Here is a 25,950-nt window from a genome sequence, read left to right as displayed (position 1 = left end):
TACGCTGCAATCATCCCTTAACCCTGTTTGTAAGGGATTTGCCGCACAGGGGCGATCGTTTTCACGGGGAATTTCCGTGCAGGTCGACATGGAGTGAACGAATGCTTGTGAGTCTTTTCCGCGCTGCCAAGGATTGCCTGAAGCAAGTCCAGGACAGATGCGACCGCGACAGGTCCAGAGGGACGTTCCAGGAGGCAAGGCGCCGCAGCCTGAAGGCGCTCGCATTCGCCATGCTGGGGGCGGTGATGCTGTCCGCACCGGCTGCGCACGCGCAGCAGAGCAGCGGCTACACGATGAACGAGATTGTCGATGCCGGCAGCAATTTCTTTGGCACGGCGTCCAAGGGGCTCGCGACCGGGATCGAGAACATCTTCTCCTCCTACGGTCAGCCGAACGGCTACGTGCTTGGACAGGAAGGTTCCGGCGCCATCATCGGCGGCCTGACCTATGGCGAGGGAACGCTCTTCACCAAGAACGCGGGCGACCACACCATCTACTGGCAGGGCCCTTCCTTCGGTTGGGACTTTGGTGCGAGCGGCTCCAAGGTGATGATCCTCGTCTACAACCTGAACACGGTGAACGACGTCTACCGTCGCTTCGCGGGCGTTGCGGGATCGGCCTATGTGGTTGCCGGACTCGGCTTCAACGTAATGGGCAACAATGATGTTCTGATCGTCCCGATCCGCACGGGCGTCGGCGCGCGTCTGGGCGTCAACATGGGCTATCTGAAGGTGACGCCCTCACCAACCTGGAATCCTTTCTGATCATCCGCCCTTCGGGGGTGTGTCCTGGCCGACATACACTTAATAATACATGTTATGCTGGCTTCTGGCGCTGGATTGTAACAGCCCCATCATGCAGAATAGACGCGTTCGCTCGGGGAGACCCGGGCCCTCGCGGGCCCTGATCATCTCTGCCCATGCCATCTAGGAAGGTCATCTCGTGATTGAGGGTTTGCTTTTCTCCGCGTTGGGCTTTCTGGCCGCCTTGGCGCTCGCCATCGCGCTGGCGCCTTCGCTTTGGCGGCGGGCGGAGCATCTTGAGCGCAAGCGCATCGAGGCAGCCCTTCCGCTTACCCGCGAGGAACTCGAAGGCGAGATCGACGCGATCCGTGCGCACAGTGCGATGGCGATCCGCCGGCTGGAGGTCAAAGCCGACAGCCTGCGCAAGAAGTTGGCCTCAGACACTATTCTGATCAATGTCCTGCGCGACCGCATTCGGGATCTGGAAGGGGACACTACGTCTCTCCATCACGAGATCGAAGAGGTCGAGGGTACGAAGCGGTCATTGGAGATAAAGCTTGCCGCAGATGAAGCGGAAGTGGCGGGATACACCACCCAGCTTGAAGAGCTTGCCCGCAAACTCGCGGACGAGACGAACAAGGTGCAGAAGCTGAGCCGTCAGAATGATGAGCTCAACATGATGTCGAGCACGCTGAAGATTGACCTGGTCGCCCGCGAGACAGAGATCGACAAACTCAACAACACCATCGGCCTGCTGCGCACGCAGCGCCGCGAAGCCGACCGCCTGGCGCGCGAAGCCCAGGCGGAAAAGGTCACACTGGAAAATGCCCTGCAAATCGAGAAGGCGCATGTCGCCGACCTCCAGGCAAGGGTAGACCGGTTGGTGCGAGACATTTCCACCCGCGACCAGATTCTCGAACGTCAGCAGAAAGAGCTGGCCGAGTATGGCGTGGTCATTCCCTATGAGCTGTCTTCCGTTGAGGAACCAGCGCCTCAGGCAGTGCCCCAGGATCTCGGGGTTCCGCAGCAAATTGCGTCAAACCGGTACAACGGCGTTTCTGAAAACCTCTCTCAAGAAACGGATGATGCCATGCAGTCTGAAGATATGGCTCAGTTGCAGCAGCGGGTCGCCGACCTCAATGAAGCCCATCGCAAGCGGCACCGCAAGGAACATGAGGCCGAACGCATCGAGCAGCTACGCGACGAGATTTCAGCGATCGCAGCGGAAATGGTCCAGATGGTTGCGGAGCGTGAAGGCCAGGGCTCCGAAATCAACAAGGTGCTCTCCGAGCCGGTTCGTGAAGTGCCTGGCCTCGATTTTGAGGCCCGTCCCGAAAGCCTGGCTAACCGGGTACAGAAGCTCCGCAACGCCTCCTGACTATAGCAAAGATCAGCCGCGCCAGAGCCTGTGCAGCGCGATGGCCGACGCTGCCGCCACGTTGAGGCTGTCAAAGTCCGTGCGCATGGAAATCCGCACGGTCGTGAGCCGTTCCATGAGGTGAGGGGGCAGGCCCGGTCCTTCTGCGCCGAGCAGCAGGGCTGTGCGGTTGCCGGGCTTCACGTCCGCCATGTCGAGCGCACCCTGCGGACTCATGGCGAGCACGTCGAAACCTCTGGCCATCAGGGCATCGACGATGGCTTCCGCACTGCCTTCGCGCGCGAAAGGCACTTTCAGCGCAGCACCGACCGACACGCGAATGGCCTTGCGGTAAAGCGGATCGCACGACCCCTGGTCCATGACGATAGCATCGACGCCAAAGGCAGCCGCATTGCGGAAGATCGAGCCCATGTTGTCATGGTTGGCGATACCCGCAAGCGCCACCACCAGCGCCTCATCCGGCAGCGAATCGAGAAGCTCTTCGACGCTCGGGCTATCCACCCGTCGTCCGATCGCCAGCACGCCGCGATGCATGTGGAACCCGGCGATCTGGTCCATCACCGCACCGGAGCCGACATAGATCGGAACATCAGCGGGGATCTTCGCCAGCAACTCCGTCATCCCGTCGACGCGATTCTCGCGCAGAAAGACGGATTCGGCCTCCATGCGGGCATTGGCAAAGAGCACGTTGAGGACGGTCTTGCCTTCCGCGACGAACTTGCCTTCGCGACCGACAAGATCCCGTTCCCGGATGTCGCGATACGCGGCGATCCGGGGATCTTCGGGATCTTCGATCAGGATATAGTCCCGGTTCAAGACTGTCAGTCCTCAAGCATGGTTCCGCGGTCGCGCATGACGGCCCTGAGCGTATCGCGCACGCCGATCGAGCCCAGGAAGCGCGAGGCTTCGTCAAACACTGCCACGGGAGCGGTTTGCGAATGATGGATCGCATGCATCACTGTCTTGAGCGGCGTAGTCGCCTGCGCCCAGTACACGATGTTGCGTTCTTCGTGCATGATGCTCTTGTCCTCGCACGAAATCCAGTCGGCCGGTTCTCCATGGGACTCCGCACCCACGACGAGCATGTTCCGGTCGAGGAGGAAGCGCGTTGTTCTCCGCCTGTCGAGCCATACCCAACCTTCACCGGCAGATTCGAGCTCCCGCACGTCGCGCATCACGTTCCCGGCGGTGAGCACAGAGAGTGGGTTCACGTGCGAGACGAACTCGCGGACGTATTCATTGGCGGGCGATAGCACGATGTCTTCGGGCTTGCCGCTTTGAACGATGCGCCCGCCCTGCATGATGGAGATCCGGTTGCCGATCTTCAGCGCCTCTTCGAGGTCATGGCTGACGAACAGGATCGTCTTCTTGAGCCGGGACTGAAGCTGCAGCAGCTCGTCCTGCAACTTGGCGCGGATCAGCGGATCGAGCGCCGAGAAGGGCTCGTCCATCAGAAGGATCGGCGCTTCAGTCGCCAGCGCCCGGGCGAGCCCGACGCGCTGCTGCATGCCGCCAGAGAGTTCGTGCGCATAGCGGTCGGCCCAGTCTTCCAGATGCACGAGCTTCAGCTGTTTCATGACGCGTTCGCGGCGTTCCGGAGCTGACATGCCCGAGAGCTCCAGGCCGAAGCCCACATTGTCGGCGACCGTGCGCCAGGGCAGCAGCGCGAACTGCTGGAACACCATGGCCACGCCCTCGCGCCGCAGCTGGCGCAGCTCCGCGTCGGAGGCAGTTCGTACTGACGTGGCCTTGCCATTGACCTCGACAAAGACATCGCCGCTCTGGATGCTGTTCAAACCGTTGACGGAGCGCAGAAGCGTCGATTTGCCCGAGCCGGACAGACCCATCAGGACGGAGATTTCGCCATGGCGGACGCTGAGATTGATGCCCGCACAGCCGATCACAGCGCCGGTCTTGTCGACCACTTCCTCCCGGTTCGCGCCGGCCTTGAGCAACGGCATTGCCGCCGCGCGCTCTTTCTCGGTGCCGAACATGATGTCGACATTGCGGAATTCGATTGCTGCCTTCATTTGGGCAGCTCCCGGCCGAGACGGGTGATGCGGTCGAGGATGATCGCAAGCACGACGATTGCGAGGCCCGATTCGATACCAAGCGGAATATTGACGCTGTTGAGCGCCCGCACCACCGGTTTGCCGAGGCCATTGGCGCCGATCAGAGCTGCGATGACAACCATGGAGAGCGAGAGCATGATGCACTGGGTCATGCCGGCCATGATAGAGGGCAGGGCGGCCGGCAGTTCCACCTTGCGCAGGAGCTGCAGTTTGGTCGCGCCAAAGGCGAGGCCCGCTTCCCGCAGCGGCACGGGCACGGATTTGATGCCGAGATAGGTGAGCCGGATCGGCGCCGGAGCCGCGAAGATCACCGTCACGATCAATCCGGGTGCGGCACCCAGGCCGAAGAGGATCAGCACGGGGATCAGATAGACGAAGGTGGGCAGCGTCTGCATCAGGTCGAGAACCGGCCGGATGAAACCGTAAACGCGCTCGTTATGTGCGGCCCAGATGCCGATCGGCACACCGATGGCCATGGAGGCGGCGGTGGCGGAGACGACCAGCACCAGCGTTTCGACCGCTTCCCGCCACAGTCCCTGATTGATGATGAAGGCGAGGCCGAGCAGCGTGCCGATGGTGATCCGCCAGGAGCGCTGCAGCGCATAGGCAAGCGCCGCCAGAACCAGGACGAGAATTGACGCGGGAATTGCCAGCAACAGCTCGACCATCCCGTTGAGGAAATTGCTCAACAGGAGGGCGAGATTGTCAAAGAACCAGGCAAAGTTCGCGGTCAGAAATTCGAAAAATTGCCGGCCCCAGCGACCAAGAGGTATTTTCCAGGCGGAGATCCAGGCAGTTATCGGGTCGTCCATAAGCGGTGCGGATCCTCCAGGCATTCTGAGAATGCCTCGTTTATCTCAAAGCAAATCCAGGAAAAATGGGAACCACTTTCCATCTGGAAGTGCGATGATCAAGGCTAGAGCAATTCCCGTAAAGTGAAAACCGGATTGCTTGGGAACTATGGATTAGATCATTTTTGTACCGCTTGGAAAGTCCAGCGGCGATTTGATGCGCCTGTGGAACGCGGTCCCGTCTCGACGAAACCGCGTTGCAGACTTACGCAGGCTTAGAGTCCCAGAGCCTGCTTGACGGCTGCCGGGGCATCCCCGCCGTCGAACGTGGTAACGCCTGCAAGCCATGGCTCGAGCGCATCAGGGTTCCGCGTCAGCCAGGCCGATGCAGCTTCCTGCGGGTCTGCACCGTCATCGAGGATGGCGCCCATGATCTCGTTTTCCATGTCGAGCGTGAACACGAGGTTCTTGAGGAATTGGCCTACGTTCGGGCACTGCTCGGCATAGCCCTTCCAGACGTTCGTCAACACTGTTGCGCCGCCGTAGTTGGGGCCGAACACATCGTCACCGCCGTCGAGATAGACCATGTCGAACCTGGCGTTCATCGGGTGCGGCTCCCAGCCGAGGAACACGATGTGCTCCTTGCGCTGCACGGCGCGGGCCACCTGCGCCAGCATGCCGGCCTCAGAGCTTTCCACCACCTCGAACTCGCCGAGGCCGTACGTGTTGTTGGCGATCATGTCGAGGATCAGCCGGTTACCGTCATTGCCCGGCTCGATGCCATAGATCTCGGCCTTCAGCTGGTCCTGGAACTTGACGATGTCGTCAAAGGTCTTGAGGCCTTCGTCATAGGTATATTGCGGCACTGCGAGGGTGTATTTCGCGCCTTCCAGGTTGGTCACCAGCGTCTCGACCGTGCCCTTTTCGCGATAGGGCGCGATGTCTGCCTCCATGGTCGGCATCCAGTTGCCGAGGAAAACGTCGATGTCCTTCTTGTCGAGCGAGGCATAGGTGACCGGAACCGACAGCATCTGCACCTCTGGCTCGTAACCCAGCGCCTTGAGGATGACAGTCGCCGTCGCAGTCGTGGCGGTGATGTCGGTCCAGCCCACATCGGAGAACGTCACCGTCCGGCATTCCGCGGGGTCTGCAGCAAACGCAGATCCGGAGCCAAGTGCCAGAACCAGACCAAGTGTGGCGCCCAAACTCCTGTTACCGAACATGATGATCTCCTGCTATAATGTTGGTGGAATTATCCTTTGTGCTGATAGGTCTGCGCAAGCATCAATTTGCGGTTGCTCCCAGCAATTAAGGCCCAATGAGCTTTGCCCCGAAAAAATCCGTTTCCGATGGAAAAGGAACGTCGTCTCCCGCGGTCCTCTACGGATATTCCCAAGGCCTGAAAAACAAAGGCACGGCAAGCCCAGTTGTTCCTCAGATGCAAAACGCTTATGTCAATTCCGACGGTGTTCGCCAGAACACGCTCAATGGAAGAGGCTGCAAGCCTCGTGTCGCCGCAGGAGGCGTAGTTGTTCAGAGCGATCGGTAATTTCTTTTCCCGTCTTTTCTCCTGGATTGTAGCGCCTTTCGCCGCCATCGGTCGCTGGTACACGCGGCGCGGCTGGATCCTGCGCATTTCGGTCGGGTTGGCCTTTGTTCTGTTCGTCGGCTTGAACATCTATTTCATGGTGCAGACGCAGATCTGGTCCGGCTTTAATCCCGACTATGTGGCTGCCTACGAGTTCGACAAGCGCGACACGTCGGCAGGCGCCCGCCTCGCCAATACGGGTGAAAACGCGGCTGAAACCTGCAGCCCCTCCGCGATTGCCCAGGTGACGGCCGATCTGATCGACTTCAACGTCGACCAGAACGCGTGGATCTCCTCCATGCTGTTCTACAAGCTCGGCTTCTTTGGAATTGATTGGGACAGCACGCCCTTCTTCGACAACAAGGCCTCATTCCAGCGCGGCGTGAACCAGACCGTCCGCCGCACCGCGGTGGAGCTGGTGGATGCGCTTGGTCGCGTGCGCGGCACGTCACAGATTGACGGCGATCTCCAGAAGGCGCGCGAAAACATCCAGTTCAGTGAAGACGCGTGGTATTTCGGCCTGAACCCGTTCGGACCGAAGACCCCGACGCCTTCTTTCTACCGCACCGCCGCCCAGTCGCTGCGCAGCTTCAACGCCCGCCTTGAGCGCTGTGATGCCGTCTTCGACAGCCGCGCAGACAACCTCATGCAGTTCCTCGATCGTATTGCGGGTGACATTGGTTCCACCTCGGCCATCCTGCGCGAGCGCTCCGAAAACCACAACGGCGGCTGGTTCGACTTCCGCGCCGACGACCGCTTCTGGTTCGCCTACGGCCAGCTCTACGGCTATTACGGCCTGCTCAATGCAGCCCGCGCGGATTTCCGCGATGTGATTGCCCAGCGTTCGCTCCATGCACTCTGGATGGATACGGAACAGCAGTTCCGTTCGGCACTGAACATCACCCCCTTCATGATTTCCAATGGCAGGGAAGCCGGCTGGATCATGCCGACCCACCTGGCCACGATGGGTTTCTACATCCTGCGCGCTCGGTCCAATCTGGTCGAGCTGCGGCAGGTTCTTGATCGCTAACGGAGAGTAAGCGCGATGGCGCAAGTGAAGTCCGATATCGAAATCGCGCGGGAAGCGTCCTGGAAGCCGATCCAGGAGATCGGCGCCAAGCTGGACATTCCGGAGGAGCATCTGCTGCCCTTCGGTCACGACAAGGCGAAGATTTCAAGCCAGTTCATTTCCTCGCTGGCGGATCGGAAGAACGGCAAGCTCATCCTCGTAACAGCGATCAACCCGACGCCTGCGGGCGAGGGGAAGACGACCACCACCATCGGCCTTGGCGATGCGCTGAACCGGATCGGCAAGAAGGCGATCGTCTGTGTGCGTGAACCGTCACTCGGCCCGAGCTTCGGCATGAAGGGCGGCGCGGCAGGCGGCGGCTATTCGCAGGTGATCCCGATGGAGGACATCAACCTCCATTTCACCGGCGATTTTCACGCGATTACCTCTGCGCATAATCTTCTGTCAGCACTGATCGACAACCATGTCCACTGGGGCAACAGCCTCGGCATCGACACGCGCCGCATCACCTGGCGCCGCGTGATGGACATGAACGACCGTGCGCTTCGAGATATCGTCGCGGGCCTCGGCACCGGCAATGGCTTTCCCCGTGAAACCGGCTTCGACATCACCGTGGCCTCCGAGATCATGGCGATCCTCTGCCTTGCTCGCGACCTTCACGACCTCGAACAGCGCCTCGGCAACATCATCATCGGCTACCGCTTCGACAAGACGCCGGTCTACGCCCGCGACCTCAAGGCCGATGGGGCAATGGCCGTGCTGCTTCGTCAGGCGCTGCAACCGAACCTGGTCCAGACGATCGAGAACAACCCGGCCTTCGTCCATGGCGGCCCCTTCGCCAACATCGCCCACGGTTGCAACTCCGTGATCGCGACCTCGACGGCGCTGAAGCTCGCCGATTATGTGGTGACGGAAGCGGGTTTCGGCGCCGATCTCGGAGCGGAAAAGTTCTTTGACATCAAGTGCCGCAAGGCTGGCCTGAAGCCCGCTGCAGCCGTGATCGTGGCTACGATCCGCGCGCTCAAGATGAACGGCGGCGTGAAGAAGGAAGATCTCGGCACCGAGAATGTGAAGGCCGTGCTCGCCGGCTGCCCGAACCTCGGCCGTCACATCGAGAACGTGAAGCAGTTCGGCGTTCCGCTCGTCGTTGCCATCAACCACTTCCATTCCGACACGGATGCGGAAGTCGAAGCCGTCCGCAACTACGTCGCCACGCTTGGCGGTGAAGCGATTGTCTGCAGCCACTGGGCGAACGGCTCAGCTGGTGCGGTTGAGCTTGCCGAGAAGGTGGCAGCGCTCGCCGAAGGCGGCGCATCGAACTTCGCGCCGCTCTATGTCGATGACATGCCCTTGCTTGAGAAGATGGAGACCGTCGTCAAACGCATCTATCGCGGCGCGGGCGTTGTTGCGAGTGACACGATCCAGGCGCAACTCAAGCGTTGGGAGGAGGAAGGCTACGGCAAGCTGCCGGTCTGCATGGCCAAGACGCCATACTCATTCTCGGCTGATCCGACGGTCCTCGGCGCACCGACTGGCCACGTCATCCCGATCCGCGAGGTGCGGCTTTCCGCAGGCGCAGGCTTCGTTGTGGCTATCTGCGGCGACCTGATGACGATGCCAGGGCTACCCCGTGTGCCTGCGGCCGAACGCATATTCCTCTCGCCCGACGGCTACGTGGAAGGGCTTTCCTGATCTAAACAACGCTCGGGCAAGCGGAACGTCGCATAGCCGCGAAGCTCGGCGTGAGGATGGTGGCTGACGGCGATGATCGTGCAGCCAGCCAACCGCCCGTGAATCACTTCCAACACCTTCTTCTCGGTTTCCGGGTCGAGTTCGGATGTGGCTTCATCGAGCACCAGCACGGGTCGCGCCGCAAGCACGGCACGCGCGATCAGGACTCTTTGGCGCTCACCGCCGCTTAGCCTGCCTCAATTCTTGCCGAGCGTCATGGCCAACCATTCCTTGTCACTTTGGCTGGGTGGTGTTTTCAACCCGAGCTCACGGAGCAGCTCTATGACCAGGCGCTGGTCGGAGGTCGAATGACCATAGACGACGTTCTCAAAGAGTGATCGGTCAAAAAGGCTTGGCCTTTGGGAAATGGCACAAAGGCTCGCGGCCTTATCCTGCGGCGTGAGCGACCACGCGTCCCTGCCTTCAAGCAGGACTCTTCCAGCGCAGGGTTTCAATTGGCCGGTCAGCAGCTTGAGCAGTGTGGTTTTCCCACTTCCGCTAGTCCCTTGGATCAGCTGATGCGAACCCGGTTCAATTTTCAGGCTGATAGCGTCGAGGACACGGTGCGCAGGCTGGTAGGCGAATCCTGCATCCTCAATCCGGATAAGCGGCGGGAGCGGTCTGGTCCCGGACGCCACGTCCGAACTTGCTTGGATGATCCGGGAAGGTTGCGGTCGGCTCCCCGGACGATAATCGATCGCTTCAAGGATCGCCGTGAGGTGGTGCTGGTGTTCAAAGAGTGAGTTGAGTGCTCGACCGGTGCTTTCCAGCTGTGCATAGGAAAGGAGCATGATGATGAAGATCGCCACGAAGGAGCCGTCACTACCGGGGACAGTGCTATGCGCTACGATGAGAAACACCGCGAGCGCCGTAGCCAGCGCCAGGCGCTGCACCGCGTCGGCGCGATCGACCGCCCTTTGCGATGCGCTATAGGTTGATTTCTCCCGTGCAAGAAATTCATCCAGCCGCTTTCGTTCGTGGTCAAAGCTGTTGCATTGCTGGATGGTGGCGACGTTTGCGATCGCATCCGCAATTTGCGCTGAAACGACAGACGTCTGCTGCACCGCTTGCTGCACCCGGTTTGCATTGCGCCCAAACAGCCTGAACGAGAGCCAGAGGTAGAGGAGCAGCACGCCGAGGAAGGATGCGCCGAATACCGGACCCACCCAGAAGGTGAGCAGGGCTGCGGCCCCGATCAGGAAGATCAGGCGCGAAAGGATGGCAATCGTTTCGTGGACCAATGTCCGCGTTGAATGCGAGCCGATCGAGATGCTCGACTCGATCCAGCCTTCATTCCGCTTCTGGAAAAAGGAGAGTGGCTTTCGGATGATGAAGTCGAACAGTCGCTCTTTGCTTGCGCCGCGAATGTGCTGTAGCAGCGCATTGTTCGCGCACGCGCTGGCATGGATGGCAAGCGGAGCAGCGAGCAGCGTCACGACAAGGTAGGTTACCACCTCCTGCCGATGCCCTAGACCACGCAGGAAGGCGGAAATGAGTGCGGGCTGGAGCAGGATCACGCAGATCGAAAGAGCTGAGGTGAACAGGCAGAGGAGGGCAAGACCGATGCCCCTCCTCTTGCGCAACAGGTCTCCGGCGAACGCAAGTGTCCGCTTCATGCACGCTCGTTCTTGTATTCGGGCAGGTTTCGCACATCCGCCACGCCGGCCATGAAAACCCTTTGGAAAACGAGCCGCCAGAGATTGAACGGTTCATAGTCAGCCCGTTCCCGCACATAGTCGACCATCTCGCGAAAGCGGGCCTGAGGGGTGATCGATTGTGCAAAGCGGTGTTGGATCATCTGCGCGACCGCTGCCCCGCTGTGCAGATAGTGCGTTTGACCGACAGGATCGAACCCACCCAGTTCAAACTTTGATACTCTGGGTGAGACCATATCCAATGCTACAGATATCGTTCGATGGACAGGCGCCCCGTTCCGCAACAGGATTTTCACGGGAAGGCAATAACATCCGTTGACGAGAAACTTGCTCGGTTTAATCGCAAAGAAGAAACCGGTGCCTACGCGCCGATCCGGCTGGAGAGCCTGGCTCTGATTGCCCGTACCGAGGATCACCGCAGCGTCGATCTCCACATTTTCGATTTCCTCAACGCAGTTGCGAACATCCAGCCGGATGAGGCAGCGCGCCTCGTCCAAATACTCGCATACAGAGCTTGCCGCGGTGATGTAATCTGGCTCCTTGTGGTCTACCGGCAGCATGTCAAAGGCGAACAGCCCACCGAAATAAGGAGGGTCGCCTGCGCCCACAAAGGCCGTCCCATTCCTTATCGCGACGGCACTATAGGGCGCATGGCCGATCGGGACGCGGTGGATCTCGCGTCCGTCCTTGATCGCAAGGAGGCAGAGGTGTCCATCGACGGTGACCAGCACTGTGTCCCCCACGATCGATGGGGGTGATGTCACCATCGTCTGCCCGGCAAAGGTCCACCGTATTTTGCCGGTAGCGGCGTCAAGGCATGCTAGCTGACCGCTTAGTGATCCAACGAGAATCCTATCCCTGTGAAGGATGGGCATGTGCCTTCCCACGATGGATGGGAAGGTTGCTGACCAGAGAAGCGTGCCGCTTGCCCGATCAAGACAGGAGATGGATTGGCCTGCCGTCGCATACAGGCGGTCGTCGGTCATGGCGAAGCCCGATGTATCCGAACTGACCACATGTCCGTCCGAGAGTGAAGTTGTCCAGATCAGGCCGTCTAGCCAATCCATCGCGCACAGGTGTAGTTGTGAAAAGCCGAAATCACCGGTGACGGCACAAAGGCTATAGACAATACGCCCCTGCTCCCGGGGCAACCCATAGAAGAAGCAATCGTTCGGGGTGGTTCTGGCGCACTCCTCTCCAAGCTCATTCAGCTTGAAGAGGGTGTCTCCACTCGAAGCAATGAAGTGGTTTCCGGTGAACGCGACGGGAGATCTCACTCGACTCGACGAGCGATACTTCCAGAGGATTCTTCCGGATGCGCTGTGCACCCCGGTAATGTCGGTAAAGCCAGTCGGCACGGCTATGCACTGATCGCCGGCCGCGATTGCACCATATCCACCGTTATGTAGCTGAGTGCTCCATTCCAGCTCACCGCTGTCGGGAGCGAACTTCTGCAGGATGTAGCTCCGTGTCTTCTCAGCATAACAGACGATGTAGCCGCTACCGTCGGGCGAGAACACGGGTACGCGCACGAGCGCGGGGAACGGGACGGACCAACGAAGGTCCAGTCTGCCGACAGACTTGTCGGCAACCAGGAACCGATCAAACATGGATATCTCCTCAGGCTAGTTGGCAGTCTGGCCGGTGATTGGATTCACTGCCCTGTGTTGCGATGCCACCCAGATAGCGGTGGCGCGTCCCGACCCGTGCATTGTACGCGTAGGGGCGCGTCCCCCCGATGGTCGCTGAAACCTGAACGTCGACGGTAGCATCTGGGGCGATGTCCCGAGGGATCTCGGTTTGGAAGGAGAAGTGCTCGCCAATGCGAGCGGTGGCGGGATTGGTCAGAAGGCGCGTTATGCTCCGGTTCGCTTCGTGGAATTGCACTTCAAGGGTGGCGCCCGAGAGGTGAAGGTTGTCCAGGTCCATCACCGGGCCGAAGGGAAGAGGAATGCCAGCGTGGATCTGGAGGGTCGAACCGCAATTGGAAACGGCGGCCTCAATTTTGAGGTTCGGCGGAACGGTCTGGTTTCCGGATGAGCAATCCACCATGGCAATGGTCAGGTCCTCATACGGAAGCCATGTCTTCTCAATACTTTCGTCGGAACACCGCCTGTAGGGATCCACGACGGAAAATGCCCGTTTCACGTCGTCAAACCCGACGATCAACACCGCATGACCTTCAAGATCGACCTGATACCTGTACTCACTGGGAGTCGGGTAATTGGCGCCGGCGTGCAGACGAACCAGCGATGGAAGGCCTGCGAGGAGGTTCAGCTTAATGCCTTCGATGCAGCGGGGCAGGAAGGGGTCGTAGCAAAGGATGCTTGCCAGCCCCTGATGGGTGATCTCGACAGGAGAAAGCCTGATGCCGTCTTCAATAAAGATATCAATATTATTGTGCATTTAATTTTTCTTTCGAAGTAAAGAATCAACGCAAAGCATGTAAGCACGAAGCTAAATTCCCATCAATAAAATAAGAAAATAAGTAAAATACAGAAAATCTATAATAAATACGATATTGTATTTAAATCATGGCGTGAACAATCTCGCGTTTCAGAGGGGCCGGGAGTTTAAACGGCGAGTGGACTCAGCCGGCGCAGGAAGGCGTATGCCACTCCTGCCGAATTGCATGAATAGAGACTTGGACCGCTTCCACGGAGGACGCCGAAACGATCCAGAGCTTGGTTATGTTACCTTGCGACAGCTTCCGTCGGTTCCTTTACGCCCTCCGGATGAACGGCGATGACCTTCAGCCGGTGAGACTTGCCGCCACGATCGGTCCAGTCGATGGACTGTCCAGCCGAAAGGCCGATCAGAGCCGTACCGACGGGCGTGGTCACCGAAATCTTGCCCTTCTCGATATCCGCTTCCACAGGAAACACGAGCGTGACCTTCTGGGGTTCGCCATCATCGGCCGTGTAAGACAGCGTGGAGCCCATACGAATAACTTTCGCGGGAAGAGCTTTGTCCTCGACGACATTCGCACGTTCAAGTTCCGCGATCATGGTCTCCGAAAACGTTGGATTGCGGGCCTCCATGGCCTCCGCGAGACCAAGCAGACGGTCGTGATCAGTTCTCGAAAGTGTAATTCTGGGCTTAGGCCCGGGCTTCTTCTGCATCAGTTAGACTCGCTATGCCGGAACATCCGGTAATGGAATGGATTGATGCGCCTGTTGGGAAGATGGGAATTGCCGCTACAGTTACTTCGGCGATTACCAAATGCGCCCCGTGGTTCGGAGGCGCACGCCGAACCCCGGGGTCAGTGTCCGGCGATCGGACACACCCTGAAACGGAACTGATACTGCATTGCAATCATAGTCATGTCGCCAAGGTGGTGCACGAAGGCATTCTTGTCAAGAATAGCTTCAACACTCTTCTGGATAATGCAACGGTAAGACGGGCAGATAAAAATCTTTCGGGCAAAGGTACAAGCAGCAAGCATGCGATACAAGGAAGAGTTGCGGGAAAATCGCTTTCGTCATCTGCTGAAGGGCATGATCGCCCGCAGGGAAGCACTTGCGCCAGCCATCATTTTTGGCCTGCTGGCCTTTGGCCTCTATGTATTTCTTGCGATCGCCGATGAGGTCGCGGAAGGGGAAATCCGCGAGTTTGACGAGTGGCTTCTCCTGCTTTTCCGCGACAGCGCCAACCCTGCCGCCATCCGGGGCCCGGCATGGCTGCAGGAGACCATGGTGGAGTTTACGGCGCTCGGCGGCTACCCGGTAATCATTCTAACTCTGGTTGCAGTGCTGGGGCTGCTGCTGATCACGCGCCGCTACGGTCCGGCCCTCTTCACTTTTGTCTCGGTCTGGTTCGGATGGTTGATCTCGCACCTGTTGAAGCAGTTCTACGACCGGCCCCGACCGGATCTGGTCGAACATCTTGATACGGTGCACACGGCAAGCTTCCCGAGCGGCCATGCGATGATGAGCACGGTGATCTATCTGACGCTTGCCGCTCTCGTGGTGCGCTTCTTCCAGGATTTCCGGGTGCGTGTCTATGTGGTGGTCATGGCGGTGCTGATCTCGTTACTGGTGGGCGTCAGCCGCATCTTCCTGGGTGTGCATTGGCCGAGCGACGTCATCGCTGGCTGGGCCCTGGGCATCGCCTGGGCCTGTTTCCTCTGGCTGGTGGTTGCCTTCCTCCAGAGGGCGTCGAAGCGCGAGAATGGCGATCTGTAGCTCCGTCTGCTCAAATCTGTTGCGCGCGCGGTCAATCGAAGCTATGGATTTTGCCATGAAGACGATGATCGCAAATCTTGGTTGGTGGTGGGCTCGCTAGACAGCGGCCACGCGATCGTTTGCGCATCGTTTAGAAGACTGGCCGCTGGTGTTGAACCAGGCGGCCATTTTCTTATCGGCTTCCTGGTAGCGCCACAGGAAGGGAGAACATGATGACTGTTGAAGTATTGCCGGATGGGTCCGAGCGCTTTGTAACCAAAGGCGGTGTGACCATCCTGCGGTCGCGCCACAGCGTTGACTACGCCTCTGCGATCGATGCCTGTGTGGACGCGCTCGACACCCGCCGTGGTGCGGTGTTCTCGTCCAATTACGAGTATCCGGGCCGCTATACCCGCTGGGACACGGCGATTGTCGATCCGCCGGTAGTCATCTCTTCCCGTGGCCGCGCCATGAAGATCGAGGCGCTGAACCGGCGAGGCGAGGTGATGCTTCCCGCGCTCCTCGGCGCAGTCGAAGCTCTCCCGGTCGTCACGATCTCCACGCGCTCTTCCACCAGGTTCGAGCTCACCGTTGCCGAGCCGGAAGGCATTCTCACCGAAGAAGAACGCTCCCGCGCTCCCTCCGTCTTTACCGTCCTGCGCGCCATCACCGATCTCTTCCGGACTGACAACGACAGCAATCTCGGCCTCTACGGCGCCTTCGGCTACGATCTCGCCTTCCAGTTTGACCCGGTCAGGCTTCACCTTGATCGTCCCGCCAGCCAGCGGGACGTTGTGCTCTACATCCCTGACGAGATCCTCGTCGTTGACCACTACAATGTCTCCGCATGGCGCGACCGCTATGAGTTCGCCGGCGAAGGTTTCACGACTGAAGGCATTGCGCGTGAGATCAGGGAGCAGCCCTTCACGCCGTCTGACCAGATCCCGCCACGTGGCGACCATCGCCCGGGCGAATATGCGAAGCTGGTCGAGAAGGCGAAGGAAAGCTTCCGACGCGGCGATCTGTTCGAGGTCGTGCCCGGCCAGATGTTCTTCGAGCGTTGCGAGAACAAGCCTTCCGCAATCTCGCGCCGTCTGAAGGAGATCAACCCGTCTCCCTATTCGTTCTTCATCAACCTGGGTGAAAATGAATACCTGATCGGCGCATCGCCGGAGATGTTCGTCCGCGTCAATGGTCGGCGCGTTGAGACCTGTCCGATTTCCGGCACCATCAAGCGCGGCGAGGATGCGATTGCCGATTCCGAGCAGATCCTCAAGCTCTTGAATTCCAAGAAGGACGAGGCCGAGCTCACGATGTGCTCCGACGTCGACCGCAACGACAAGAGCCGTGTCTGCGAGCCAGGTTCGGTCCGCGTGATCGGTCGCCGTCAGATCGAGATGTATTCGCGCCTGATCCACACGGTGGACCACATCGAGGGCCGTCTGCGCGAAGGTATGGACGCGTATGACGCGTTTCTGAGCCACGCCTGGGCCGTCACCGTGACCGGCGCTCCGAAGCTATGGGCAATGCGCTTCATCGAAGAGCACGAGAAGAGCCCGCGCGCCTGGTACGGCGGTGCCGTTGGTATGGTCCACTTCAATGGCGATCTGAACACCGGGCTCACGCTGCGCACCATTCGTATCAAGGATGGTATTGCCGAAGTCCGCGCCGGTGCGACTCTGCTGATGGATTCTGATGGAGCAGAGGAAGAAGCTGAGACGGAGCTGAAGGCTTCCGCCATGCTTTCGGCTATCCGTGATGCCGGCAAGAGCAACGTGAAGGCAGAGGCTCGCGCAGCCAACCGCGTAGGCGAGGGGGTCAACATCCTCCTGGTCGACCACGAGGACTCCTTTGTCCACACGCTGGCGAACTATTTCCGCCAGACTGGTGCGAAGGTAACGACCGTCCGCACGCCTGTTGCCGAGGAACTGTTCGACCGCCTGCAGCCGGATCTGGTGGTGCTTTCGCCCGGACCCGGTTCGCCGCAGGATTTTGACTGCACGGCGACCATCCGCAAGGCGCGCAGCCGCGACCTGCCGATCTTCGGTGTCTGTCTTGGCCTGCAGGCTCTTGCCGTTGCCTATGGCGGCGAGCTGCGTCAGCTGCATGAGCCGGTTCACGGCAAGCCGTCACGCATCCGCGTCGACAACAAGAGCCTTGTCTTCTCTGGCCTCGCTCAGGAGGTGACTGTCGGTCGCTACCACTCGATCTTTGCCGATCCGGTGTCGCTGCCGAAGGAATTCAACATCACGGCCGAGACCGACGATGGTGTCATCATGGGCATTGAGCACGCCAAGGAGCCCATTGCTGCCGTCCAGTTCCATCCCGAGTCGATCATGACCCTCGGTCATGATGCAGGCATGCGAATGATCGAGAATGTGGTGGCCCATCTACCCCGCAAGGTGAAGGTGCGGGCGGCCTGAGACTGATAAGAGGCGGCCCTGGTGGATCTGCAGTGAGCCTTGCAGATTTCGCCGGGGTCGCCTTCATTATTTGGGGTTGCGCGTTCAGTGTGTGACGTTTAGAAGCCCGATCTTTCAGGAATCTGTTAAACACAGAAAACGCCCCCGCGGTCTTAGCGGGCCCCAGTTCCGTGGAATAGAAGAAGGACAGTGCTAAATGTCAGCCAGGACGGTTCGTCGCCTGTCCTTCTGGACGATATTTGTTGGGGTTGCGGTCCTCGCGCTGAAAGTGCTGGCCTGGCAGCTCACGGGTTCCGTGGCGCTCCTCTCGGACGCGCTGGAATCGATCGTCAACGTCGTGGCCTCGCTGATGGTATTCTATGCCATCCGTTTGGCAGCGAAGCCGGCTGACGATTCCCATCCGTTCGGCCACTTCAAGGCTGAGTATATCTCCGCTGTCATCGAAGGCATTCTCATCCTGATCGCGGCGGTGCTGATTGCTCGCGAGGCGATCGAAGCCTTCAACAACCCACGTACCCTTGATGCGCCGCTCTACGGAATTGCGATGAGTGTTCTCGCGAGCGCAGCCAACGGGATTTGGGGCTCTGTGCTGATACGGTTGGGTCGCAAGGCGCGTTCGCCGGCGCTCGTTGCCGACGGGCGTCATCTCTGGACTGACGTTTTCACCTCAGTCGGCGTCATCGCAGGCCTGATGCTGGCGCTTTTGACCGGGTGGTTGTGGCTTGACCCGGTCCTCGCCATTGTCATGGCGGTCAGCATTGTCGTCCATGGATCGCGGATCGTCATGTCATCGATCCAGGGCCTGATGGACGCGGCCATGGAACCTGAAGATCGTGAACTGGTCGAGCGCATAATCCGCGAGACGAGTGCGGGGGCCCTCGAATTTCACGACCTCAGGACGCGTGAAGCCGGTCGCGCTCGGTTCATCGAGTTCCACCTTGTTGTCCCGTCGGACATGACCGTGGAGGAATCCCACGACATCTGCGATCGTATCGAGGACACTCTTGAGGACCAGCTGCCGGGCGCACGGGTGACGATACACGTCGAGCCTGAATACAAGGCGAAGCACGTCTAGCCACCCTCACGCCGTTACGGCGTGGGGCACCACTTGAGAAGGCTGATTGTCGATAAATTCCACCGTTCCGTCATCGGATACTTGGAATGTCGATATTCCAAGATACCTGAGTGCGGGACGGATACGGTCCAGGTGCCGGTCGAACCACTTAGATTTTGGGACGGCAATGGCGAATCGCTCTGCTTCAATCCCTTTCTCGAACCTCCAGCCAGCTGCCATTTCGAAAGCTGCTCCAACTCTTCCCCATGATGCATTGGAAGTATCGGATCCATCGTGCGCGCCGCCCTTTGCTTCGATCAACCAGCGCTCTCCAGTCTTCAGGTTTTGAGCCTTTATGTCATAGCCACGCTTTCCTGCTGGAAGAGCTTTGATGTCCTTGAAGCCGTTGTTGTTCAGCCAAATCTCAACCGCATCTACAACACCTTGCTCAGTTTTTGGCATTAGCCTCCCCATCATTTTGAGCCCGCTGAAGCGGGCTCAAAATGATGTACAGATTCCTTGAGCGCGTGCAATATTTGAGGCTGAGCCTCACATCACGTCCGGATACTTCCGCACAACCTTACGAATTTCTTCTGAGAAGTCTTCTTCGCCCATGATCTGGCGGATCTCAATGGTCTCGTTAGGACTCGCCGGGCACTTTTTCGCCCATTCGATTGCTTCCTGCAGAGAACCCACTTCGATCACCCAGTAGCCGCCGAGCACCTCCTTGACCTCTGCGAATGGTCCATCCGTGACAACCGGCGAGCCGGTTGCGAAGGACACGCGGGCGCCCATTGATGGCGGATGCAGCCCGTTGAGATCCTTGAGGATCCCCGCCTTCTGCAGTTCCTCGTTATATTTCATCATTGCGTCGACGCCGTCTGCAGGCGGCATGGTTCCTGGCTCGGCATTTTCATAACCACCCGGGATCATCAGCATCATGAACTGCATTTTTTCCTCCTGATCCGTTCAAACGTCCAAAGCTATCAGAATGAACTTCCACCTCAGGACGATCTTGATCCCAGCAATCCGACATCGGCAAGTCTGAATGTTGTGAAAATCAACCGACAGTTGCGTGTCGACACAACCTCCGGCTAGTCTCCACCGGGGAGGGGCGCATCATGAGCGAACCAACGAATCTGGATGCTGCGGTGAAAGCGTTGGCTGCCGCAGAAGCGGAGATAGAGGCAGAGCGGCGTTGGCTGGAGGCGAGAATAGAAGTTGCAAAGACTTTCACAACGTTCCTCGCAGGATGTGGATCTGCAATTTTCGCAGGCGGAGTGGTGGCCCCGATCCTCGGTTGGTTCTTCGGGGAGCTTCAGGTGAGCGTCGGGCTCATCCTTGTCAGTGTGTTGATTTGCCTGGCTACGCCCGCGTTGCTATATTTCTGGGCGGAGAATGAGATCGAAGCGGCTTTCGGCTATCGAAACGGAGCAGGATGATGCCTCAGGGATGGGAATATTTTGTCATTCAACTCCTGTTCCTTGTCGGCGTGCTCTGTTTTTTCCGTGTGGTGTTGCTACGCCATCGCCGTGAGTTCCGGCGCATATACGCCAACCTGGATACTCTCGAGAAAGAACGCGCAGATCTGCTCGAAACGCTACAAGCCCACCGCAAGGCTGAAGCTGTCAGGAAACGTCAGGCTGCCAGGACTGCAGCTCACCATGCGGACGTTTGAAGCTACGCAGGGGTGAGGTTCGCATGCTCCTGCCGCTCCGCATTCTGAGGTGATCAGGCTTCACCAGGCTAGCGAAAAAAACTTGCGTCTGACAATTCGCTTCGCTATCAAACTTCCATGATTATTCAGGATCGCAAAGACGGGTTCTCTCCTGCTGCCGCAACAACTGCTGCAGCCACGTTCCTGCTTTCTCCGCTTCTTCTCGGCCTTATCGGCGATCGCCGGGTCCGCTGAAGGAGCGCCCGGCGATCGAACGCCGGTGTGGCAACGCTCCTTCATCGAATCATCAAAGCTATTGCAGATTTGGAGACGCGGGTGAGTACCCGCCAGGAGTGAAGCTAAATGGACGTGAAGAACCAGCATCCCCAGTTCGGTCGTAAGGGGATGGACGATGCAAGCCGCAAGTACCAGCCCTATCCGTTCGTAAACCTGCCGGATCGCACCTGGCCCTCGAAGCGCATCGAAAAGGCGCCGATCTGGTGTTCGGTTGATCTGCGCGACGGCAATCAGGCCCTGGTTGATCCCATGGGACACGACCGCAAGGCTCGCATGTTCGCGCTGCTGCTCGACATGGGCTTCAAGGAAATCGAAATCGGCTTCCCGTCTGCCTCGCAGACTGACTTCGACTTTGCCCGCTGGTGCATCGAAGAAGCCAATGTGCCGGACGATGTCTCGCTCCAGGTGCTGGTCCAGTGCCGCCCGGAGCTGATCACCCAGACCTTTGAGGCTCTGGAAGGCGCGAAGAACCCCATCGTGCATTTCTACAACTCCACGAGCGAGTTGCAGCGTCGCGTTGTTTTCGCCAAGGACGTGGCCGGCATCAAGGAAATCGCCACTGATGCAGCCAAGATGATCACCGACATGGCCGCCAAGGCCGGCGGTGGCTACCGCTTCGAATATTCGCCGGAGAGCTTTACTGGTACCGAGCTCGAGGTGGCGCTGGAGATCAGCAACGCTGTTATCGAGATCATCAATCCGACGCCCGAGAACAAGCTGATCCTCAACCTGCCGGCGACGGTCGAGATGTCGACACCGAACATCTATGCCGATCAGATCGAATGGATGTGCCGCAACATCGACCGTCGCGACTCCGTCATCATGTCGGTGCATCCGCATAATGACCGTGGCACGGGCGTTGCCGCGACCGAGCTCGCCCTGATGGCAGGCGCGGACCGCGTGGAAGGCACATTGTTCGGCAACGGCGAGCGCACTGGCAACGTCGACATCGTCACGCTGGCCCTGAACATGTACACGCAGGGCGTGGATCCTGAGCTCGACTGCCGCGACATCAACCGGATGAAGGAAGTCTACGAGTACTCCAACCAGCTGCGGATCCCCGAGCGTCACCCCTATGTTGGCGAACTGGTCTACACGGCATTCTCCGGATCGCACCAGGACGCGATCAACAAGGGGATGAAGGCGATCTCCACCTCCAACAAGGAGCAGTGGGAAGTTCCGTACCTGCCGATTGATCCGCAGGACGTTGGCCGCACCTACGAGGCGATCATCCGCATCAACTCGCAGTCTGGCAAAGGCGGCATCGCTTACATCCTGCAGGCTGACTACGGTCTGAACCTGCCGCGCAACCTGCAGATCGAATTCCGCGAAGATATCCAGGCGATCGCCGACGCCGAGGGCAAGGAACTGCCGTCGCGCCAGATCTACGAGCGCTTCCTGGATCTCTACGTCAAGCAGCCGAGCGGTCGCCTGAAGTTCGTGGATCATCAGACCTTCCCGGACACCGAGGTGAGGGGTCGTCGCGTCGTTGAGGCTCACATTCTGGACAATGGCAAGGAAGTGAAGATCTCCGGCCATGGCACCGGCCCGATCGACGGCTTCGTCAATGCGCTTTCGCAGTACGTCGGCATCCCGATGACGGTTGTCGACTACTCCGAGCACTCACTGCAGAAGGGTGCTGACGCTGCCGCGATCTGCTACATGGAAGTCGAGCATCCGAACGGCAAGCTCTTCGGCGTTGGCATCAACACCAACATCGTGACCGCGTCGCTGGAAGCTGTGGTCTCGGCGGCGAACCGCGTCATCAGCTGATCGCTGATCGTCCGGGTGAGGTTGAATGCCGTGACGAGAGGAGAGCGGCACGATGGTCAATCCCATGGACAGCGTAAACCTTTTCGCGGATGAAACAGGCGAGGGCCCTTCGGCCCTCGTTTTGCTGCATGGGTTTGGCGGCAGCCACCATATATGGGATGAGGTGCGAACGTTTCTCGACCCTTCCGACCATATTCTTGCTTATGATCTGCCGGGGCACGGGCAGTCGTTAGAAGCGCTTGGTGAGGGTGCCGCCCCGCAGTTTGCCAAACTGATACTCGCCGACCTGGAGCAGAGAGGCGTGAGCCATGCTCATGTGGTGGGACACTCGCTTGGCGGCGCGGTGGCGGTTCTCATGGGGCTCTTCCAGCCGCAACGTATCTCACGGTTGACGCTTCTGGGCCCTGGTGGTTTCGGGCCGGAAATCAATGCCGCACTGCTGAAAGATCTGGCTCATGCCGCTTCAGCCGAGGAAATAGCGTCAAGCCTGCGGGCAATGGCGACGCCGGATTTCGTGCCGCCAGGCTCCGCAATCAGGCAGATGGCAGCCGAACGGGCGGTCCCCGGACAATTGGATGCGCTCAAGGTTCTGCTCTCACGCATCGTGCGGAATGGGCGGCAAGGTGCATTCACGCCTGAGCAGCTGGCTTCTCTATCCATGCCCGTCACGCTCGTCTGGGGCGAACTTGATCCGGTGCTTCCGTTCGTTCAGGCGGAAGGCGCCCCCGCATCTTTTCATCTCGTACGGCAATCCGGCTGCGGGCACATGCTGCCGCTGGAAGCACCGGAAGCGATGGCGAGCATCATCACCCGCGATTGACTTCGCGCTGACCAGTGCCACGTACAGCACAGTGGGGTAATGTCTTTGCCTCTATCTCGTGCTAACTATCCTTGTGCATGCCGCGTGGAGTTTATCGTATGAGTGACGCAGGCCGCAGTCTCCTGCAGGATGCGCCAAAGGGGCGCCGCCTTGCCGACGCCATTCGCGACGTCAAGAACATCGCCGCCGACAAGGCGGATGTGGTGGTCGACATACGCGAAGCAAGTCGAACACGTCTGGAAATGCTCGCCCACGAGCTTGAGCCGGTTTTCGCCGAGGTGCCGGCCGACGATCCTTCCTTCGATTTTGTCATTTCGAACGGGGAACAGCCGCGTCTATGGATCGATGCCGTTGCCCACGTAGCGCTCGGCCGGGATCGCCGCACCTACCGCTTCGTCCGCGACACCCGCTTGGGCCGGGTTGTGCTGGCTGAGACTGCCGATCTGCAGACGGTCGTGGATCAGGTCACCCTCTACATTGCTGAACGAATGGTCGAGCGTCAGCGGATGATCGACGGTGATGTCCTTCCGTTGCCGCGTGGTGCGCAGAAGCTTCCCCGTCGGGAAGGTGACGCATCTACTGCCGGCAGCTTCTGGAAAGGTCTACTGGCGCTGCTGACAGGAGCGGTGATCGGAGCAGGGCTGATCTTCCTGGTGCTCTCGGATGAGTTCGCGCGGGTGATGCAGAGAGTGTTCTGAAGCGTCAGCCAGCTGCAGCCTGGCCTGGCGCGATGATTGTCTGCCGCGACAGTTCCACGATTTCGCCACCGGGGATCACCGATCCGCGACGGGTCAGCTGCACGTCCCAGGCTCCAGCCCTGCCGTCAATCTCGAAGAGATTGTAGTGCGCGGGCGGCTTGGCCGACCCGTGTGCCTGACCGGCGGCAGCGACGCCTACCACAGGGATCTGGGTGCCGCCCGGACCGGTCATATAGTGGATGGTAGGCAAATGGGTGTGGCCATGGAGGATGAGGTCCGCGCCATGCTCCCACACCATCTTCTGAAACCGTGTGATGCCGAAGAGCCGCTTGTGCGGGCTCGTGGAGCCATGGACGGGCGGATGGTGGATCATCAGCACGCGGAAGAGACCGAGTTCGCGAGTCTGGTCGAGGAGCGTTGCCGTGGCCTTCGCCTGCCGCTCACGGAAATAACCGCTTGCCATGAAGGGGGCAGTCGCCCTGGCTGACGAAAGCCCGATCAGCGCCATCGGCCCCCGCACCCTGAGGTAAGGAAAACTGTCCGGCCGCACCGGATCGCTGACGCCGTCGCCTGTCATGTATGGCCCCCAGGCCTCGCAGGATCGGCGGAGCGACCCGCGCACATAGGCATCGTGATTGCCGGGCACGACGGAGACATTGTCGGGGGACCCCAGCCCCTGCAGCCAGATGGCCGCCATCTCGATTTCCTTGTTGAGGCCGAGGTTCACGAGGTCGCCCGAGAGCGCGATGTGGTCCGGCTTGGCGGCCAGCATGTCGTCGCTCAGGCTGTCGATGATGCCATTGTCGAGCGCGATTTTCCGGTGGCGGTGCCAGTTGATGTAGCCCGTGATGCGTTTCGAGACGAGGTCCCGCAGCCGCACGTCAGGAAGCGGGCCAAGGTGAATGTCGGAAAAATGCGCTAGTCTGAACATCTGTCCTGTCTATAGCAGTGCCACGAAAATCGGAATCGAATTTTGCCGCAATGACGCGTAACGTCATGCGTATCAGCATTGCCAGATAAAGCCTTACGAACAGAGTGATTTTCATGTCGGCTATCCCCATCAAGACGAGAGCCATCGTGCGGCTCCTTCACACATGGTTCCTGCTGTCGCGGCCGATGACACTCGGTGCCCGTGGGGTGGTCTATGATGAGAATAGCAATTCCGTGCTGCTGGTCCGCCATACCTACGTGCCCGGCTTCCAGCTGCCGGGCGGTGGCGTGGAGCCAGGTGAGACCATGGAGGAGGCGCTCGCGCGGGAGCTTGAGGAGGAGGGGAGGATCCTGATGGAGGGCTCACCGGAGCTGAGATCGATCCACCTGAACCGGCAGGCGAGCCGCCGGGATCATGTGGCGATCTACCTCGTCAGGAATTTCCGCTCGCTTGGAACCGTCGTCCCCAATCGCGAGATCGCAGAAGCCGGTTTCTATCCGCTCGATTCACTGCCGGAGGCAACCACGTCCGGAACCCGCAGGCGTCTTGCGGAAATCTTTGAGGGCGTCCCCCCACACCCGTATTGGTGAATCACGTCAACGCGTTAGAGCTAGCTGGTGAGAGATTGATTCATGCGGCTGAGACTTTGATTCAACCTGCGGGTCCAAGCTGTCTGATCGCTTCACCGCTGCCGATGGCGGCAGCCATGGCGAGGTTGAGGCTTCGTGCGCCGGGCCGCATCGGGATGATCACCCGCGCCTCGGCGGTCTCGTGCACATAGTCCGGCACACCGGCTGACTCCCGCCCGAAGAGCAGGATGTCCTGCTCCTGAAACTGGAACTGGGTGTAGGGAGCAGCACCCGTGGTGGTGAAGAGAACCAGTCGACGGCCTTCGCTCTTGCGCCACTCCTCGAACGCTTCCCACGAGCGGTGGCGCACTAGCGTCGCCATTTCCAGATAATCCATTCCGGCGCGCTTGAGGTTCCTGTCCGAGACGTCGAAGCCCGCCGGTTCGATGAGGTCAACCGTCAATCCCATGCAGGCAGCAAGCCGCATGATCGCGCCCGTATTACCGGCAATGTCGGGTTGAAAAAGGGCGATGTGCAGTCCGGTCTCGACCATTGGTCTCTCGTTTTGGTTAGCAGA

The 25,950-nt window shown here is 59.5% G+C and carries 24 protein-coding genes and 1 pseudogene; 13 read left to right on the top strand and 12 right to left on the bottom strand.

All coding sequences use genetic code 11. From position 1 onward, the window contains the following. Positions 1–230: 230 nt before the first annotated feature. Positions 231–764, top strand: coding sequence for a DUF1134 domain-containing protein (locus IEX27_RS13145; RefSeq protein ID WP_244630364.1), 534 nt, complete (start codon positions 231–233; stop codon positions 762–764). A gap of 178 nt (positions 765–942) precedes the next feature. Continuing rightward, positions 943–2,121 carry a coiled-coil domain-containing protein gene (locus IEX27_RS13140; protein ID WP_188721509.1) on the top strand — a complete coding sequence of 393 codons (1,179 nt, stop codon included), beginning with the start codon at positions 943–945 and terminating at the stop codon, positions 2,119–2,121. Positions 2,122–2,133: 12 nt separating this feature from the next. Here the strand turns inward: IEX27_RS13140 and IEX27_RS13135 are convergent, their stop codons facing one another. The 4 genes from IEX27_RS13135 to IEX27_RS13120 form a co-directional block, all read right to left on the bottom strand. Continuing rightward, positions 2,134–2,937 (bottom strand): TrmH family RNA methyltransferase, encoded by an 804-nt coding sequence (locus IEX27_RS13135; RefSeq protein ID WP_188721508.1) that lies wholly within the window; start codon positions 2,935–2,937, stop codon positions 2,134–2,136. Between the two features lie 5 nt (positions 2,938–2,942). Then, a complete protein-coding gene (gene choV, locus IEX27_RS13130) occupies positions 2,943–4,151 on the bottom strand; it encodes a choline ABC transporter ATP-binding protein (RefSeq protein WP_188721507.1) in 1,209 nt (402 codons plus the stop codon). Next, complete coding sequence (gene choW / locus IEX27_RS13125) at positions 4,148–5,005, bottom strand: choline ABC transporter permease subunit (protein ID WP_188721506.1); 858 nt, start codon at positions 5,003–5,005, stop codon at positions 4,148–4,150. The genes choV and choW overlap by 4 nt, the downstream gene beginning before the upstream one ends. A 254-nt stretch (positions 5,006–5,259) precedes the next feature. Next, positions 5,260–6,207 carry a choline ABC transporter substrate-binding protein gene (locus IEX27_RS13120; protein ID WP_188721505.1) on the bottom strand — a complete coding sequence of 316 codons (948 nt, stop codon included), beginning with the start codon at positions 6,205–6,207 and terminating at the stop codon, positions 5,260–5,262. A 306-nt stretch (positions 6,208–6,513) separates the two neighbouring features. Here IEX27_RS13120 and IEX27_RS13115 point away from each other — a divergent pair, with 306 nt between their 5' ends. Together IEX27_RS13115 and IEX27_RS13110 are read left to right on the top strand one after the other, a co-directional pair. Further along, positions 6,514–7,602, top strand: a complete 1,089-nt coding sequence (locus IEX27_RS13115; RefSeq protein ID WP_188721504.1) for a DUF2333 family protein — start codon at positions 6,514–6,516, stop codon at positions 7,600–7,602. Between the two features lie 15 nt (positions 7,603–7,617). After that, positions 7,618–9,294, top strand: a complete 1,677-nt coding sequence (locus tag IEX27_RS13110; protein ID WP_188721503.1) for a formate--tetrahydrofolate ligase — start codon at positions 7,618–7,620, stop codon at positions 9,292–9,294. On the opposite strand, the pseudogene IEX27_RS13100 reads toward IEX27_RS13110, so the two are convergent. The 4 genes and pseudogenes from IEX27_RS13100 to rnk form a co-directional block, all read right to left on the bottom strand. Continuing rightward, positions 9,273–10,949, bottom strand: a pseudogene (locus IEX27_RS13100) (ATP-binding cassette domain-containing protein). The gene IEX27_RS13110 and the pseudogene IEX27_RS13100 sit on opposite strands and share 22 nt — an antisense overlap. Continuing rightward, positions 10,946–12,598, bottom strand: a complete 1,653-nt coding sequence (locus tag IEX27_RS13095; RefSeq protein ID WP_188721501.1) for an outer membrane protein assembly factor BamB family protein — start codon at positions 12,596–12,598, stop codon at positions 10,946–10,948. Before IEX27_RS13095 ends, IEX27_RS13100 begins: the two are co-directional and overlap by 4 nt. A gap of 10 nt (positions 12,599–12,608) precedes the next feature. Continuing rightward, positions 12,609–13,394, bottom strand: coding sequence for a C1 family peptidase (locus tag IEX27_RS13090; protein ID WP_188721500.1), 786 nt, complete (start codon positions 13,392–13,394; stop codon positions 12,609–12,611). Between the two features lie 287 nt (positions 13,395–13,681). Further along, positions 13,682–14,110 carry a nucleoside diphosphate kinase regulator gene (gene rnk / locus IEX27_RS13085; RefSeq protein WP_188721499.1) on the bottom strand — a complete coding sequence of 143 codons (429 nt, stop codon included), beginning with the start codon at positions 14,108–14,110 and terminating at the stop codon, positions 13,682–13,684. 321 nt (positions 14,111–14,431) lie between these two features. Between rnk and IEX27_RS13080 the strand changes: the two genes are divergently transcribed. The 3 genes from IEX27_RS13080 to IEX27_RS13070 all read left to right on the top strand — a co-directional run bounded on the left by IEX27_RS13080 (position 14,432) and on the right by IEX27_RS13070 (position 18,649). Further along, entirely contained in the window at positions 14,432–15,172 is a 741-nt protein-coding gene (locus IEX27_RS13080; protein WP_188721498.1) for a phosphatase PAP2 family protein, read from the top strand. A 212-nt stretch (positions 15,173–15,384) separates the two neighbouring features. Further along, positions 15,385–17,574 (top strand): anthranilate synthase, encoded by a 2,190-nt coding sequence (locus IEX27_RS13075; protein ID WP_188721497.1) that lies wholly within the window; start codon positions 15,385–15,387, stop codon positions 17,572–17,574. 196 nt (positions 17,575–17,770) lie between these two features. Next, on the top strand, positions 17,771–18,649 hold the full coding sequence (locus tag IEX27_RS13070; RefSeq protein WP_188721496.1) for a cation diffusion facilitator family transporter: 879 nt from the start codon (positions 17,771–17,773) through the stop codon (positions 18,647–18,649). 6 nt (positions 18,650–18,655) lie between these two features. On the opposite strand, the gene IEX27_RS13065 is transcribed toward IEX27_RS13070, so the two are convergent. Together IEX27_RS13065 and IEX27_RS13060 are read right to left on the bottom strand one after the other, a co-directional pair. Continuing rightward, on the bottom strand, positions 18,656–19,090 hold the full coding sequence (locus IEX27_RS13065) for a hypothetical protein (RefSeq protein ID WP_188721495.1): 435 nt from the start codon (positions 19,088–19,090) through the stop codon (positions 18,656–18,658). Positions 19,091–19,177: 87 nt separating this feature from the next. Then, positions 19,178–19,579 (bottom strand): YciI family protein, encoded by a 402-nt coding sequence (locus IEX27_RS13060; RefSeq protein WP_188721494.1) that lies wholly within the window; start codon positions 19,577–19,579, stop codon positions 19,178–19,180. A 170-nt stretch (positions 19,580–19,749) separates the two neighbouring features. Here IEX27_RS13060 and IEX27_RS13055 point away from each other — a divergent pair, with 170 nt between their 5' ends. The 5 genes from IEX27_RS13055 to IEX27_RS13035 all read left to right on the top strand — a co-directional run bounded on the left by IEX27_RS13055 (position 19,750) and on the right by IEX27_RS13035 (position 23,873). Further along, positions 19,750–20,070, top strand: a complete 321-nt coding sequence (locus IEX27_RS13055) for a hypothetical protein (RefSeq protein WP_188721493.1) — start codon at positions 19,750–19,752, stop codon at positions 20,068–20,070. Continuing rightward, on the top strand, positions 20,070–20,306 hold the full coding sequence (locus IEX27_RS13050; RefSeq protein WP_188721492.1) for a hypothetical protein: 237 nt from the start codon (positions 20,070–20,072) through the stop codon (positions 20,304–20,306). The genes IEX27_RS13055 and IEX27_RS13050 overlap by 1 nt, the downstream gene beginning before the upstream one ends. Before the next feature lie 384 nt (positions 20,307–20,690). Beyond that, the gene (leuA, locus tag IEX27_RS13045) at positions 20,691–22,355 is read left to right on the top strand and encodes a 2-isopropylmalate synthase (RefSeq protein WP_188721550.1); all 1,665 of its coding nucleotides are present in this window, start codon (positions 20,691–20,693) and stop codon (positions 22,353–22,355) included. Positions 22,356–22,407: 52 nt separating this feature from the next. Then, positions 22,408–23,175, top strand: a complete 768-nt coding sequence (locus tag IEX27_RS13040) for an alpha/beta fold hydrolase (RefSeq protein ID WP_188721491.1) — start codon at positions 22,408–22,410, stop codon at positions 23,173–23,175. A gap of 98 nt (positions 23,176–23,273) precedes the next feature. Then, on the top strand, positions 23,274–23,873 hold the full coding sequence (locus IEX27_RS13035) for a hypothetical protein (protein WP_188721490.1): 600 nt from the start codon (positions 23,274–23,276) through the stop codon (positions 23,871–23,873). Between the two features lie 4 nt (positions 23,874–23,877). Here the strand turns inward: IEX27_RS13035 and IEX27_RS13030 are convergent, their stop codons facing one another. Next, positions 23,878–24,804 carry a metallophosphoesterase family protein gene (locus tag IEX27_RS13030; RefSeq protein WP_188721489.1) on the bottom strand — a complete coding sequence of 309 codons (927 nt, stop codon included), beginning with the start codon at positions 24,802–24,804 and terminating at the stop codon, positions 23,878–23,880. Between the two features lie 113 nt (positions 24,805–24,917). Here IEX27_RS13030 and IEX27_RS13025 point away from each other — a divergent pair, with 113 nt between their 5' ends. Further along, complete coding sequence (locus IEX27_RS13025) at positions 24,918–25,394, top strand: NUDIX domain-containing protein (protein ID WP_188721488.1); 477 nt, start codon at positions 24,918–24,920, stop codon at positions 25,392–25,394. Positions 25,395–25,455: 61 nt separating this feature from the next. Here the strand turns inward: IEX27_RS13025 and IEX27_RS13020 are convergent, their stop codons facing one another. Next, complete coding sequence (locus IEX27_RS13020; protein ID WP_188721487.1) at positions 25,456–25,926, bottom strand: tRNA (cytidine(34)-2'-O)-methyltransferase; 471 nt, start codon at positions 25,924–25,926, stop codon at positions 25,456–25,458. Between the last annotated feature and the right edge of the window lie 24 nt (positions 25,927–25,950).

The organism is Nitratireductor aestuarii, assembly GCF_014641695.1.
Lineage (GTDB): Bacteria > Pseudomonadota > Alphaproteobacteria > Rhizobiales > Rhizobiaceae > Chelativorans > Chelativorans aestuarii.
Note: the sequence above shows the minus strand (reverse complement) of the source record. Positions and strands in the feature narration are given on the sequence as shown.